This is a genomic window from Microvirga sp. P4_A5 (assembly GCF_056402495.1).
Genome location: NZ_JBFUHH010000106.1, coordinates 1 through 14,121, shown reverse-complemented (window position 1 = coordinate 14,121; position 14,121 = coordinate 1). Strand labels below are relative to the sequence as shown.

Annotated in this window: 15 protein-coding genes; 6 read left to right on the top strand and 9 right to left on the bottom strand. The window is 64.3% G+C overall.

The genetic code is table 11. The features are described from left to right. The 5 genes from AC1DVM_RS19755 to AC1DVM_RS19735 all read right to left on the bottom strand — a co-directional run. Positions 1 to 606: CvpA family protein (locus AC1DVM_RS19755; RefSeq protein ID WP_477257253.1), on the bottom strand; the 606-nt coding region annotated here is incomplete at its 3' end. Between the two features lie 302 nt (positions 607 to 908). Beyond that, positions 909 to 2,063 (bottom strand): cadherin domain-containing protein, encoded by a 1,155-nt coding sequence (locus AC1DVM_RS19750; RefSeq protein ID WP_477257251.1) that lies wholly within the window; start codon positions 2,061 to 2,063, stop codon positions 909 to 911. Positions 2,064 to 2,252: 189 nt separating this feature from the next. Next, positions 2,253 to 3,638: a DNA repair protein RadA gene (gene radA / locus AC1DVM_RS19745; RefSeq protein ID WP_477257250.1), complete on the bottom strand. Its 1,386-nt coding sequence runs from the start codon at positions 3,636 to 3,638 to the stop codon at positions 2,253 to 2,255. Continuing rightward, entirely contained in the window at positions 3,638 to 4,792 is a 1,155-nt protein-coding gene (gene alr, locus AC1DVM_RS19740) for an alanine racemase (protein WP_477257248.1), read from the bottom strand. Before alr ends, radA begins: the two co-directional genes overlap by 1 nt. Before the next feature lie 211 nt (positions 4,793 to 5,003). Then, entirely contained in the window at positions 5,004 to 6,497 is a 1,494-nt protein-coding gene (locus AC1DVM_RS19735) for a replicative DNA helicase (RefSeq protein WP_477257246.1), read from the bottom strand. A gap of 378 nt (positions 6,498 to 6,875) precedes the next feature. On the opposite strand from AC1DVM_RS19735, the gene AC1DVM_RS19730 reads away from it, so the two are divergent. Next, entirely contained in the window at positions 6,876 to 7,508 is a 633-nt protein-coding gene (locus AC1DVM_RS19730; protein WP_477257244.1) for a LysE family translocator, read from the top strand. A gap of 96 nt (positions 7,509 to 7,604) precedes the next feature. Here AC1DVM_RS19730 and rplI read toward each other — a convergent pair whose 3' ends face one another. The 4 genes from rplI to rpsF all read right to left on the bottom strand — a co-directional run bounded on the left by rplI (position 7,605) and on the right by rpsF (position 10,061). Then, complete coding sequence (gene rplI, locus AC1DVM_RS19725) at positions 7,605 to 8,168, bottom strand: 50S ribosomal protein L9 (RefSeq protein WP_477257242.1); 564 nt, start codon at positions 8,166 to 8,168, stop codon at positions 7,605 to 7,607. A gap of 21 nt (positions 8,169 to 8,189) precedes the next feature. After that, the gene (locus tag AC1DVM_RS19720; RefSeq protein ID WP_477257240.1) at positions 8,190 to 9,158 is read right to left on the bottom strand and encodes a DUF2232 domain-containing protein; all 969 of its coding nucleotides are present in this window, start codon (positions 9,156 to 9,158) and stop codon (positions 8,190 to 8,192) included. A gap of 202 nt (positions 9,159 to 9,360) precedes the next feature. Further along, entirely contained in the window at positions 9,361 to 9,657 is a 297-nt protein-coding gene (gene rpsR / locus AC1DVM_RS19715) for a 30S ribosomal protein S18 (protein ID WP_477257238.1), read from the bottom strand. A gap of 2 nt (positions 9,658 to 9,659) precedes the next feature. Then, the gene (gene rpsF / locus AC1DVM_RS19710; RefSeq protein ID WP_477257236.1) at positions 9,660 to 10,061 is read right to left on the bottom strand and encodes a 30S ribosomal protein S6; all 402 of its coding nucleotides are present in this window, start codon (positions 10,059 to 10,061) and stop codon (positions 9,660 to 9,662) included. Between the two features lie 592 nt (positions 10,062 to 10,653). Between rpsF and AC1DVM_RS19705 the strand changes: the two genes are divergently transcribed. The 5 genes from AC1DVM_RS19705 to era form a co-directional block, all read left to right on the top strand. Continuing rightward, positions 10,654 to 11,412: a pyridoxine 5'-phosphate synthase gene (locus AC1DVM_RS19705; protein WP_477257234.1), complete on the top strand. Its 759-nt coding sequence runs from the start codon at positions 10,654 to 10,656 to the stop codon at positions 11,410 to 11,412. Then, positions 11,409 to 11,807 (top strand): holo-ACP synthase, encoded by a 399-nt coding sequence (gene acpS, locus AC1DVM_RS19700; RefSeq protein WP_477257233.1) that lies wholly within the window; start codon positions 11,409 to 11,411, stop codon positions 11,805 to 11,807. The genes AC1DVM_RS19705 and acpS overlap by 4 nt, the downstream gene beginning before the upstream one ends. Positions 11,808 to 11,908: 101 nt before the next feature. After that, the gene (gene lepB / locus AC1DVM_RS19695; RefSeq protein WP_477257231.1) at positions 11,909 to 12,688 is read left to right on the top strand and encodes a signal peptidase I; all 780 of its coding nucleotides are present in this window, start codon (positions 11,909 to 11,911) and stop codon (positions 12,686 to 12,688) included. Between the two features lie 3 nt (positions 12,689 to 12,691). Beyond that, positions 12,692 to 13,402, top strand: a complete 711-nt coding sequence (gene rnc / locus AC1DVM_RS19690) for a ribonuclease III (protein ID WP_477257229.1) — start codon at positions 12,692 to 12,694, stop codon at positions 13,400 to 13,402. Then, the coding region (gene era, locus AC1DVM_RS19685; RefSeq protein ID WP_477257227.1) for a GTPase Era at positions 13,389 to 14,121 on the top strand (733 nt) is incomplete at its 3' end. The genes rnc and era, both read left to right, overlap by 14 nt.

The window sequence follows — 14,121 nt, the reverse complement described above, 5'->3', positions numbered from 1 at the left end:
CGCCGGGGGCGCGCCCGCGGCGGGCGCATTGGCGGGAGGCGCCGTGCGCTGCGGATCGGGCTCCGCCGGTTCGGCCGGCTCGGTTTCGCGGTTGACGCCCTTCTCGCGCAGTCGCTGGATCAGCGCCTCGGCGTTCTCGGGCAGCATCGCGACGATATTGTCGCGCGTGTTTTCCATCGCCGGCCGCGCCTTGGAGGTCGYGGCCCATTCGGGGTTCTTGCCCTGAAGCAGCCAGCCCATGAAGGCCCAGCCGATCACGCAGATCAGGAAGCCGCGCGCCGCGCCGAAGAACAATCCGAGCGTGCGGTCGAGTGCGCCAATCCGCGAATCGAGAATCATGTCGGAGATCTGGACGGTGATGATCGACACGATGATGAGCGTGATGACGAAGACCGCGCCGATGGAGGCGACGAGGGCGATGGTGCCGTTGTGGATGTATTGCTGGGCCATCGGCAGCACGGCGGGGTGGAGATACCAGGCGACGGCGGCCGCCGCGACCCAGGCGACGATGGCCAGGACTTCGCGGGTGAACCCGCGCACGGCCGCAAGCAGGGCCGAGATCACGACGACGCCGAGGACGACGAGGTCCAGAATGGAAAAGGGCATGAACCAACCTGACGCAGAGGGGGCCGCCTTCGCGGCTTCGAGGCGAGGGGGTGTATAACCTCAAGAAAGCCGTTCGTCACCCTTCGAGTGGACGAGAGTCGAGCCCGGGTCTGCCGGGCGCAAGCGAGGCAGATCGACGCGATGGACATGCGGCGGTGCCCGATCCGGCGAAGCGAGGGTCGGTTCGCGGAACGCGGCGCCCGGCCTGGCGAAGAGATCGGGATCGGTTGCGCCGCACCCGCAAAATAGAAAAGCCCCGATGGAAGGCATCGGGGCTTTCCAGTCTTTTATGGGCAGATCGATCAGATGAACAGGAAATCGTCCGCCGAGATCTTCGTTCCGGGCTTCAATTTGAGAATTTCCATTCCCTTCTTGTGTCCGGATCCGTCCGCATCAAGATAAACGAAGCCGTTTTTCTTGTTGTAATAGACGTAATCGTTCTTGTCCTTGGGCTCGGTGCCGACGGTGAAGAACTTCTTCTGAAGCTTGCCCTCTTTGAACGCCTTGATCTTGAAGGATTTCAGCGCCGACAGGTCGAACTGGAGCGTGTCGTCGGCCGAGTTGAAATCGGTCACCATGTCGAAGCCGCCCTTGCGGAGCGCGGAATCGAACATGAAGGTGTCCCGCCCGGCGCCGCCGGTCAGATGGTCCTTGCCCAGGCCGCCATTGATGATGTCATCGCCGCCAAGACCGGAGATCTTGTCGTTGCCGGCATCGCCACTGATGAAATCCGCACTTTCGGTGCCGACGATCTTGTCGTTGCGCTTGGTGCCCGAGATCGGATCGATTCCGTCCGTCACGCCGATGGTGATGGTCTTCTCGAAGGTCAGCCCGCCCGCATCCTTCACCTGAACCTTGATCTGGTGGGACTTCGCGGTCTCGAAATCGAGCTTCGAGCCGTCCGCGACCAGCAGCTTGCCATTCTCGATCTTGAACCGGCCGCCGGCGTTATCGGTGAGCGTGAACGTGAAGGTGTCGTTCAGGTCGGGGTCCATGGCGAGCAGCGCGCCGATCTCGGTGCCGGCGGCGGCGTTCTCTGCCACGGCAGGTGCGGACAGGGTCTTGAGCGTGATGTCGGTCGGCGCTTCGTTGACGTTGCCGAGAGTCATCGTGACCTTTGTGACGAACTCGTCCGTGCCCTCTTTAACCAAGATCCAGAGATCGCGGATCTTGTGGGTAGCATCTTCGAAGTTCAACGTTACCCCAGCCTTGACCACGATCTTGGAAAGGCCGGAGACGGGATCAATGACGATCTCATAGACCGCGTCGGGCCGTCCCGTAGCGTCCGTGGCGCTGGTGACAAGCGTATAGGTGTAGCTGTTCTCGCTCGACGCATCGGCATCGACGATCGTCAGTCCACCAACGTCCCCGCCGGCCGTGGTGCGCTCATTCAAGTTGAATGGCGCCTCTGCCGTGAAGGTCGTTCCGCCAATCTTGAAACCAGTCGGTGCAGCCATGGTTAGATCCTTGTTTCGAACGTCGAAGCCCGTTGGGGTGCGATGAGGGAGGTGGGGGGAGCGAAGGGGAAGAGGAGGAAAGGAGGAAAGGAGGATGCAGTTCTGGGTGCATCTTGAAGATACAATGTAACGCTTACTCCGGGCTTGAGAAGAGATCAATCAATTGCTGGTTGCTCAATCTCGCGCAACTCACCGTTTTCTTGCGGCAATCCCCGCCACCAGATCCGTGATGTGCGCCATCGAGGCCGCGCCCGCCGGCAGGCGCTCCTTCTTGTCACCCCTCGGCGCGGGCATCACCGCGCTGGAAAACCCCAGCTTGGTGGCCTCCTTCAGCCGGGCCGGGGCCTGCGCCACCGGGCGGATGGCGCCGGAGAGGCCGAGTTCTCCGAAATAGACCGTGTCGGTCGGCAGGGCGGAGCCTGAGAGGGATGAGATCAGCGCCGCCGCGGCCGCGAGGTCGGCTGCGGGCTCCGAAATGCGCAAGCCGCCTGCCACATTGAGATAGACGTCGTGCTGGCCGAGCCGCAGGCCGCCATGGGCCTCGAGCACCGCCAGCACCATGGAGAGTCGGCTTTGGTCCCATCCCACCACCGCCCGGCGCGGGGTGCCGAGGGAGGAGGGCGCCACCAGCGCCTGGATTTCCACCAGCACCGGCCGCGTGCCTTCCATGCCGGCGAAGACCGCCGTTCCGGCGGTAGCGAGGTCGCGTCCGGCGAGGAAGAGCTCCGACGGGTTCGTGACCTCGCGCAGGCCCTGGTCGGACATCTCGAACACGCCGATCTCGTCCGTGGGGCCGAAGCGGTTCTTCACCGCCCGCATGATGCGGAAATGGTGCCCGCCATCGCCCTCGAACGACACTACGGCGTCGACCATGTGCTCCACCACCCGGGGGCCCGCGATCTGCCCGTCCTTGGTGACGTGGCCGACGAGAATCACCACGGTGCCGGTGGTCTTGGCGAAGCGGATCAGCGCCTGGGCGCTGCCGCGGACCTGCGTGACGGTGCCGGGCGCGGATTCGACCGTCTCGGTCCACATGGTCTGGATCGAATCGATGATGGCGAGCGCGGGCGGACGCCCTTGCGACAGGGTCGCGATGATGTCCTCCACGTTGGTCTCGGACGCGAGCTCGACCGGCGCCTGGCCGAGCCCGAGCCGCTCGGCGCGAAGGCGCACCTGCGCCACCGCCTCCTCGCCAGAGATATAGGCGACCCGATGGCCCTGATTGGCGAGCGCGGCGGAGGCCTGGGTCAGCAGCGTGGACTTGCCGATGCCGGGATCGCCGCCGATGAGGATCACCGAGCCGTGGACGAAGCCGCCGCCGGTGACGCGATCGAGCTCGCCGATGCCGGACGGCATGCGCGGTGCTTCCCTGGTTTCGCCCGAGAGGCCCTCCAGCGCAAAGATGCGGCCCTTGGCGCGCGACGGGCGCGTCGCCACCGGGCCCGCCATCGCGCTCATGGCGCCGACCTCCTCGACGATGGTGTTCCAGCCGCCGCAGGCTTCGCATTTGCCTTTCCAGCGATTGGTGACCGCGCCGCAGCTCTGGCAGGCGAAAGACGGTTGGCGCTTGGCCATCAGGACTTTGCCTCGCGGTAATGGCGCGCATAACGCGAACCGAGATTGGTGAGAATTTCATACCCGATGGTGCCGGCGCGGCGGCCGACTTCATCGATGGTCAGATCGCCGCCGATGAGCGTGACGCGGTCGCCGCGGGYGATCTCGCCCTCGGGCACGTCGGTGACGTCCACCGCGATCAGATCCATCGAAACGTTGCCGGCAAACGGGCAGGGGCGCCCCCCGACCATCGCCATGCCGGCGAGAACGGTTTCGCCGCTGTTGCCGCGCGCACTCGCCGCGCGGGGATAGCCGTCCGCGTAGCCGACCGAAAGGGTGGCCACGCGCCGCCTGTCGGTGGCGGTCCAGCGGGCATTGTAGCCGACGGTGTCATGCGCCTCGATCCAGCGCAGTTGCACGATGCGCCCTTCGAGGCCGACGACCGGTTTCATCGGATTGTTTGCATGAGGCGTCGGGTTGCCGCCATAGAGCGCGTAGCCCGGCCGCACGAGGTCGAAATGCGGTTGATCGTTGAGGAAAATTCCGGAGGAATTGGACAAGGACGCGCGGATCCCCGGCAAGGTTTCGCGCAATGCGCGGAACGCCTCGATCTGGCGCCGGTTGAGCGGATTTTCGTTCTCCTCCGCGCTTACGAAATGGCTCATGAGAAGCGCAGGCGCGAAATCGGCGAGATGCGGATCGTCCTTCAGCCCCATGCCTTCACCGACGCTCAATCCGAGACGGTTCATGCCCGTATCCACATGGATCGCGGCTTCGCGTCGTTGCGATTGCGCGCGGCAGAAGCCCCCCCATTCGGCGACATCCTCCAGCGACCCGAGGACAGGACGGAGCCGGTTTGCGAAATAGGTCTCGCTCGATCCCGGCAGCAGGCCGTTCAGCACGTAGATGGTCGCGTCGGGCGCCGCCGCGCGCGCGCGAATGGCCTCGCCGATATGCGCCACGAAGAACGTTTCGCAACCGGCCCTTGCGAGCGCGGGCACGGCCCGTTCGACGCCAATTCCGTAGGCGTTGGCCTTGACCACTGCCGCGGTCTCGGCGCCGCCCGCGGCAGCGCGTAAGGAGCGCCAGTTGTTCGCCAGCGCATCGAGGTCGATTTGCAGGATACCGCCGGCGTCGGAGTCGGGCACATTCGGGTCGTCACGATTGATCGACATGTTCACACGCTAACCCCAAGCGCCGACGAAACGCTCCTCCCCCTTGCGGGGAGGAGCGGGAGGTGGGGGTGGATAGACCGGGTTGAACGGCTGTCGAATCTCGTAGAGATGTCGTGCGAACGCCATTGTCGACGAGACCAGACTTGTCGACCCCCACCCTCGATCCCTCCTCGCAAGGGGGAGGAAAGGCGCGATGCGATCATGGTTTTGCTCAATCGCCCATCCGTTCCGGAAGCTTGTCCTCGTCCGCGAGGTTGGTGAAGCGGGTGATGTCGGCCTGGAACGCGAGCTGGATCGTGCCGGTGGGGCCGTGGCGCTGCTTGCCGATGATGACCTCCGCCTTGCCGTGGACCTGGTCCATTTCCGCCTGCCACTTGAAGTATTCCTCGGTGCCGGGCTTCGGCTCCTTGTTCTTCAGATAATACTCCTCGCGGAAGACGAACATCACCACGTCGGCATCCTGCTCGATGGAGCCGGATTCGCGAAGGTCGGACAATTGCGGCCGCTTGTCGTCGCGGGATTCGACTTGGCGCGAGAGCTGGGAGAGCGCGATGACCGGTACCGACAATTCCTTAGCGAGCGCCTTCAAACCGGTGGTGATTTCGGTCAATTCCTGCACGCGGTTCTCGCCCTTCTTGGCGGAACCCGAGAGAAGCTGGAGGTAGTCGACGATCAGCACGTCGAGCCCGCGCTGGCGTTTCAGGCGCCGTGCGCGCGCCGCCAACTGGGCAATCGAGATGCCGCCGGTCTGGTCGATGTAGAACGGGATCGACTGCATCTCGCGGGCGGCTTCGGTGATCTTGTAGAAATCGTCCTCGCGCATGTCGCCGCGCCTGATCTTGTAGGACGGCACGCCGGATTGCTCGGCGATGATACGGGTCGCCAATTGTTCGGCCGACATTTCCAGCGAGAAGAATCCGACGATGCCGCCATTGATCGTCTTCATGGTGCCGTCGGGCTGTCGTTCGCCCTCGTAGACCTTCGCGATGTTGAACGCGATGTTGGTCACGAGCGAGGTCTTGCCCATGGCGGGGCGGCCGGCGAGAATCACGAGGTCGGAGGCCTGCAGGCCGCCGAGCGTGCGGTCCATGTCCACGAGGCCGGTCGAGATGCCCGAGAGTTTTCCCTCGCGCTTGTAGGCCGCGGCCGCCATGTCGATGGCGTGGGTGAGCGCGTCGGAAAAGCGCTGGAAGCCGCCATCGTAGCGCCCCGTCTCGGCCAGCTCGTAGAGACGGCGCTCGGCTTCCTCGATCTGGTCGCGCGGCGAAGTCTCGACCGGCGCGTCATACGCGACGTTGACCAGATCCTCGCCGATGCCGATCAGGTTGCGACGGATGGCGAGGTCATAGACGGTGCGGCCGTAATCCTCGGCGTTGATGACGGTGGTGGCCTCGGCGGCGAGGCGCGCGAGATATTGCGAGACGGTGACGCCGCCGAGATCCTGGTCCCCCAGGAAGGTCTTCATGGTGATCGGCGTCGCGACCTTGCCGGCCTTGATGAGGCTGGTGGCGACCTCATAGACGCGCCGGTGCAAATCCTCGAAGAAATGCCCGGCCTCGAGAAAGTCCGATACCCGGTAATACGCGTCGTTATTGACGAGAATCGCGCCGAGCAGAGCCTGTTCCGCATCGATATTGCTGGGCGACGCCCGGTATTCCGGAACGGCAGCATCAATACGGGCGATCAGGGCGTTGGCGCTGGCCATCGGGTGCTCCGGGAACGGGGGGAAGCGGCGGGGCGATCCTCATAGGCGAGAATCGGTGCGCCGGAGGTGACCCTATGGCCACACCCGCCCATATCGTGGACTCCCCCGGTCATTGTCCTCGTTGTCCTCGCTACTCACACGACGCGCAGAGTTGCCCGGCCAAGGCGCTTGACTCTCGCTCCGGAGAGAAGGCGGGAAAGCGTGGCAGTTCGGCGAATCGCGCGGATCTCAAGTTAGAACAAACGTAGAACGAAAACAAGTCGGTGACGGCGCTGGCGTCGTTTCGCCTTGAGCATCGCGACGCGCTTGCCTTGTTGCGGGTGTCCGCCTCGTGCCATACGGAATTCAGGCCGGCGTGCGGCCGTTGGGAGCAAAAAATTGCCAGCGATCGATGTCCTGCTTGCTTTCGTTGCCACCACGGCGATCTTCGCCTTCATTCCGGGTCCGGCGATGCTCTACGCCGCCGCGCAGACCCTGGCCCGCGGTCGTGGTCCCGGCCTGCTGGCGTCCCTCGGCATTCATCTCGGCGGCTATGTGCACGTGCTCGCCGCCGCGGCGGGGCTGTCGGTCCTGTTCCACCACGTTCCGATGATTTACATGGCGGTGAAACTCGCCGGCGCGGCTTATCTGGTCTGGCTCGGCATCGCGCTTCTGTTCTCCGGCGCGAAGGGCGATGCGGCCCTGCCGGGCATCGAGCCGAAATCCGGCCGAAGGGCATTCCTCGAGAGCATCACCGTCGAAATCCTCAACCCCAAGACCGCGATCTTCTTCGTGGCGTTCCTGCCGCAATTCATCGATGCCTCCGCCAGCTTTCCGGTCTGGTTGCAGTTCGTGCTGCTGGGGACCATCGTCAACCTGATGTTTTCGTTCGCGGATGTGGTCTGTGTGGTGCTGGCGGGGGCGGTCGTCGCGAGGCTGCGGCGTTCGACACATGCGCAGCGCCTCGTTCAGCGCGCAGGCGGCGCGGTGCTCGTGGGACTGGGCGTCCACGTGGCCTTCGAGAAAAGCTGATCGATCGCGCCCCGACCTGATCTGCAACTCGATCCGGCGCACAAAAAAAGGGCCGCTCCAGATTGCGCTGGAGCGACCCTTCGTCGCGAATGCGGATTACATCTCGACGTCGCCGGCTTCCGCCAGAGCAGCGCCGACTTCGAGGCCGAGATCGTCGAGGTTCATTTCCTCGCGGGTGGTCACTTCCTCGCCGCGGGCTTGGCGCTCTGCTTCTTCAGGGCTGCGGGCGATGTTGATGGTGACATTCACCTCGACCTCGGGGTGCAGCGCGACCGGCACCTTGTGCAGGCCCAGGGTCTTGATCGGGGCGTTGATGGCGATCTGGTTGCGATCGACCGAGATGCCTTCGGCCGAGATCTTCTCGGCGAGGTCGCGGGTCGAGACCGAACCGTAGAGCACGCCGGTTTCGCCAGCCTGACGGATGATGGTGAAGCTCTGACCGTCGAGCTTCTCGCCGACCGTTTCGGCTTCCTTGCGGCGCTCGAGGTTGCGCGCTTCGAGCTGGGCGCGCTGCTTCTCGAAATGTTCCGTGTTGGCCTTGGTGGCGCGCAGCGCCTTGCCGCGGGCGAGAAGGAAGTTGCGGGCGTAACCGTCGCGCACTTTCACTTTTTCGCCCATCTGGCCGAGTTTCGCGACGCGCTCGAGAAGGATGACTTCCATGATGTTTCTCCTTGGGTGTTTTTACGAAGACAATGTGGGTGGTGGGGGATTCGGGCTTGCGCCTGAGCGGCGAAAGCCGAAGACGGTGTCGGCGAGGCCGAAGAGCGACAGGACGATCATGAGAGCGCCCTGGGTCACAAAAAGCAGCACGTAGAGAGCCGTGAGGATCATGGGCCGGAAGGCCCGGCCCTTCGTGCGGTCATGAACGATCGCCAGGCCGTGGATCGAGAACGCGGTGAAGAACGCGCCAAGCAGCGCCATGCCGAGCACGCCGACGAAGCTCGACGGAAACAAACCTGCGAGGACGATCGCGGCGATCAGCACCAGGCCGATTCCACGAGGCATCCGCAGCCGGGCGATGTCGGGCCAGGGGCGCGGCAGCCGCTTCGACAACGAGACGATCTTGGCCGCCGTGTAGAGATAGAGCGCGAGCGCGATGGTGAAGCCTTGCGCGGACAGGAACGGGATGAGGCGTGCGATCCAGTCGATGACGCCCTCGCGCAACTCCGCGTCGAGCGTTTCGCTGCCGCCCCGCGGGAACTGCAGATTGACCAGAGCCTGCGCGACCTCGCGCGCATTGGCGTGGAATTCGGCGTGGTCGCCCCCGGTCGACATGATGCCCGCCGCGACGATCGTGAGCGCCGCGGTGGCGGCGATCCAGGCGAGCAGGCGGCCGACGGGATACCATTCCATCGTACCGTCGCCGTTCGGCCGCCCGAGCAGCGCCAGATAGGACAGCCACCAGGCCGGAAGGGCCGTCACCACCACGAAACCGAGGCCGCTCAATGGCGACAGGAACGCCGCGATGGCTGCGCCGCCGACGGCCGTTGCAATGAGGCCGGCGCGGTGATTCCAGCCGAGGGAGACGATCAGGACGGGGATGGGGGAGAGGAGATACAGGATGGCGGCCAGCGGCGTGGCTTTGGTCACCACCGCGGTCAGAAGGGCCGATACGAGGCCCGCGCCTATGCCTGTCACAACAAAATTCATGGTCTCGCTGTCCCGCTGCTCTTCGCAGGGTTAGGGGCGTCCTGCCCCAACTGGCCCGGAGGGTTCGCACCGCCGGGTGACTGAACGATCGTCGTCGCCGGGCATGGCCCGAGGTTCGACGCTTTGAACGGCCATGCGAGAAAGACGCGGGTGGCCGGGTCAAGCCCGGCCATGACGGTCGGGCTTGATGAGCGTATTTTTCTTAGCGGATCACGTAGGGCAGAAGGCCCAGGAAGCGGGCGCGCTTGATCGCCTGGGCGAGTTCACGCTGCTTCTTGGCCGACACGGCCGTGATGCGAGAAGGAACGATCTTGCCGCGCTCGGAAATGTAGCGCGAGAGCAGCTTCGTGTCCTTGTAGTCGATCTTCGGAGCGCCTTCGCCCGTGAAGGGGCAGGTCTTCCGACGACGGAAGAACGGACGACGTCCGCCGCCACCGCCACCGCCGCCGCTCGTGCCGCCACCAGCGCTGCCGCTGCTACCACCAGTACCGAATGCCATGATTATGCCTCCTCGCTTGCGCCGGCGTCGAAGCCGCCACCGTCGCGGTCGCGACGTTCACGATCCTTGCGCTCGTCGCGGTCACGCTTCTGCATCATCACCGACGGCTCGGCATCGAGCTCTTCGACGCGGATGGTCATGAAACGGAGAATGTCTTCGCTGATGCGCATCTGACGCTCCATCTCGGCGACCGCCGGAGCGGGAGCGTCGATGTTGAAGAGCGTGAAATGAGCCTTGCGGTTCTTGCGGATCCGGTAGGCGAGGGACTTGACGCCCCACATCTCGGTCTTGTCGACCTTGCCGCCGTTCTGCTCGATGATCGCCTTGTAGGTGTCGACCATCGTCTCGACTTGCTGGGACGTGACGTCCTGGCGAGCCATAAAGATATGCTCGTAGAGAGGCATAATGGGCCTTTCTTAAGGTTGAGTTCAAGCCTCGACACGGCTTTTATAACGTGAAGCAGGCCGGTTCACCGCGTCCGTTCGGCGCCAAGCCCTTCGAGCCTGCAAGGCCCGAGCGGTTGTCGAAGGCGGAGACACGGGACGACGGAACCGACAGTTCCTGCATGAATGACCATGCCGTCCGTTTAGCCCCCGGCCGGAGCGAACGCGAAGTGGGGCCTATAGACCCGATCACCCGAGAAAGCAACCCAAGGATTGAGGTCCCGAATTATCTTTCCCGGGGTGCGCACTTGCCATTGGCAAGGCGATAGCCGGCGCCGCTGCGACAGCCGCAGCCCCTGCATGCCTGCAGGATCCGGCCCTCCTTTTCGAGTTTCGGCATTGCCACGTTTTCAACGGCTGGCCAACTCGGCGGCGCTTGTCGTGYCTCGGCAATCCCCGCGAGGAGAAGAGCGAACGCGGCTGTCATTCCCAGGAGACGCATATTAGCCTCTACGTTGCATAAAATTGAAATGTTATCATAGGTTGTATTTCTTGTTCTGCAATCGGCAGTGTTTGGGTTTGGCAAAAACCTCTGGTGCGCTAGAAAAGTCCTATGAAAGCACCACCCCTTCGCCTCGGCGTGAACGTCGACCATGTGGCCACCGTACGGAATGCCCGCGGCGGTCCTTATCCCGACCCGATCCGGGCGGCGCATCTGGCTGTTTTCGCCGGCGCCGACAGCATCACGGCGCATCTCCGGGAGGACCGGCGGCATATCCGGGACCTCGACATGGAGCGCCTCAAGCGGCAGCTCTTCGTGCCCCTGAACTTCGAGATGGCCGCCACGCCCGAGATGATCGGCGTGGCCCTGGCCTTGCGGCCCCATGCCTGCTGCCTCGTTCCGGAGAAGCGCGAGGAGCGCACGACCGAGGGCGGCCTCGATATCGTCGGTGGGCACGCCCACTTGCGTACGGCGGTCAAGCAATTGTGCGACGCGGGTATCCGGGTGTCGCTGTTCGTGGAGCCCGAGATCGAGGTAATGGCAGCGGCGCATGACCTCGGGGCGCCGGTGGTGGAACTCCATACCGGCACCTATTGCGACGTCGTCGCCGAGGGCGATGCGGCGCGCGAGGCCCATGAACTCGAACGCCTGAGAAGGGCTGCCGAACACGGCGCGGGTCTCGGTCTCGAAATTCATGCGGGGCACGGCCTGAATTTCGAGACTGCGCGCACCGTCGCGGCAATTCCGCAACTCGTCGAGCTCAATATCGGCCACTTCCTCGTCGGGGAGGCGATTTTCCTCGGGCTCGAGGAGGCCGTGAAGGCGATGCGGTCCGCCATGGACGAGGGCAGGGCGCAGGCCACCTCATGATCCTCGGCATCGGCTCGGACCTGTGCGACATCCGGCGCATCGAGCGCTCGCTCGAACGCTTCGGCGACAGGTTCACTTATCGCGTCTTCACGCAAGGGGAGCGGGCCCGCAGCGACCGTCGCGCCGCCCGCGGCCCTTCCTATGCCCGTCGATTCGCCGCCAAGGAGGCCTGCGCCAAGGCGCTGGGCACCGGCATGAGCCATGGCGTGTTCTGGCGGGACATGGAAATCGTCAACCTGCCCGGCGGACGGCCGACCTTCCGGCTCACCGGCGGGGCCCTGGAGCGGCTGCGCGCCATGACGCCGCAAGGGCACGAGGCCATCGTGCATGTGTCCCTCACGGACGATCCGCCCATGGCGCAGGCCTTCGTCATCATCGAGGCACGGCCCATATAAGGTGATCGGCCGCGTTGCAGCCGGTCGCGCCTTGGGATAGACCCCGCGTCACGTCGAGGCGGTGGGCTCTCCTCCGCATTCCTCAAGCATGGACGACTTACGTGAGCGATAATGCCAAGAAGTACGCGGCCGGCGAGACCGTGAAGAAGGATGAGGGCGGCYTCTGGGAGACCGTCAAGGTCATCGTCCAGGCGCTGCTGATCGCCGTTCTGGTCCGGACGGTGCTGTTTCAGCCGTTCAACATTCCGTCAGGCTCGCTCATCCCCACGCTTCTGATCGGCGACTATCTCTTCGTGTCGAAATATTCCTACGGCTATTCGAAACACTCGATCCCGTTCAGCCCGCCCTTGTTCAGCGGGCGCATCTTCGGATCGGAGCCGAAGCGCGGCGACATCGCGGTGTTCAAGCTGCCCAAGGACAATTCGACCGATTACATCAAGCGCGTGGTCGGCCTGCCCGGCGACAAGATCCAGGTGATCGGCGGCGTTCTGCACATCAACGGAAAGGCCGTTCAGCGCGAGCGCGTCGAGGATTACAAGACCACCGATCTCTACGGCCGGACGGTGGCGGTGCCGCGCTACAAGGAGACCTTCCCGGAGGGGACCTCCCATTACGTCATCGAGCGGGATGCCGACCGGGGCTATTGGGACAACACGGAAGTCTACACGATCAAGCCCGGTCATTTCTTCATGATGGGCGACAACCGCGACAATTCCACCGATTCCCGCGACGAGGCCAATGTGGGCGAGGTGCCCTACGAGAATCTCGTCGGCCGGGCCGAAATCATCTTCTTCTCGATCGATGAGAACTCCTCCTTCTGGCGCCCGTGGGAATGGCCGACGCATATCCGCTGGGACCGCATGTTCGAGCGGATTCGCTGACCCGTGCAACGCCGCGCGCCCTCCCTCGAAATCCTGATCGGGCGGCTCGATTACGCCTTCAAGGATCCCGAGCTGCTTGATGAGGCGCTCACCCATGTGAGCGCACCGCACGGCAAGGGGAAGAGCTATCAGCGGCTGGAATTCCTCGGCGACCGGGTTCTCGGCCTCGCGATCTCCGAATTGTTGTTCGTGACGTTCCCGACAGCCCCCGAAGGCGAATTATCCCGGCGCCTTGCCGAATTGGTCCGCCGCGAGAGCTGCGCCGAGGTCGCGCAGGCCTGGGATGTCGGTCCGCATCTCAAGATCGGCGCGGGTGAGGCGGCATCCGGCGAGCGGCGCAATCCGGCGATCCTCGCCGATCTTTGCGAGTCGATCATCGGCGCGGTTTTTCTCGATGGGGGCTATGATGCGGCCAAGGCCCTGATCGGCCGCGCCTTCGCCGACAAGCTCAACGCCCCGCAGCGAGCCATGCGCGATCCGAAAAGCGCGCTGCAGGAATGGGCTCAGGGGCGCGGGCTGCCGACGCCGACCTACGGCATCGTCGAACAGACCGGCCCGGACCATGCTCCCCGGTTCAGGATCATGGTCAAGGTCAAGGGCACCGAGAGTGAGTTCGGGCTCGGCGCATCGAAACGCATCGCCGAACAGGCAGCAGCACGACGTCTTCTTCTGCGAGAAGGCGTGTGGACGGAGGACGACAATGGCAGCGCCTGAAGAATCCGACACCGGGGCGGCGAAGACCAAGGCGGGCTTCGTGGCGCTGATCGGCGCGCCCAATGCGGGCAAGTCGACGCTGCTCAATTCGCTCGTCGGCTCGAAGGTCTCGATCGTGTCGCGAAAGGTCCAGACGACCCGCGTTCTGGTGCGCGGCATCGCCATCGAAGGACCTTCGCAGATCATTTTCGTGGACACGCCTGGCATCTTCAAGCCGAAGCGCCGTCTCGACCGGGCCATGGTGACGTCCGCCTGGGGCGGAGCGAGCGACGCGGATGTGGTGGCGCTGCTCCTCGATGCCCGCAAGGGGATCGACGAAGAGGCGGAAGCCATCCTTGCCAAGCTGCCGGACGTAAAACGGCCCAAGATCCTGATCCTCAACAAGATCGACCTGATCGAACGGTCGCGCCTGCTGGCGCTCGCCGCCGCCGTGAACGAGAAGGACACCTTCGCCGATACGTTCATGATCTCGGCGCTGAAAGGCGACGGCCTCGACAAGCTGAAAGCCTATCTGGCCGAGAAGATGCCCGAGGGACCGTGGCTCTACCCTGAAGACCAGATTTCCGATGCGCCCCTGCGGATGCTGGCAGCCGAGATTACGCGGGAGAAGATCTACGAGCGCCTTCACGAGGAATTGCCGTATCAATCCACCGTCGAGACCGATCAATGGCAGCAGCGGCCCGACGGCTCGATCCGCATCGAGCAGACGGTGTTCGTGG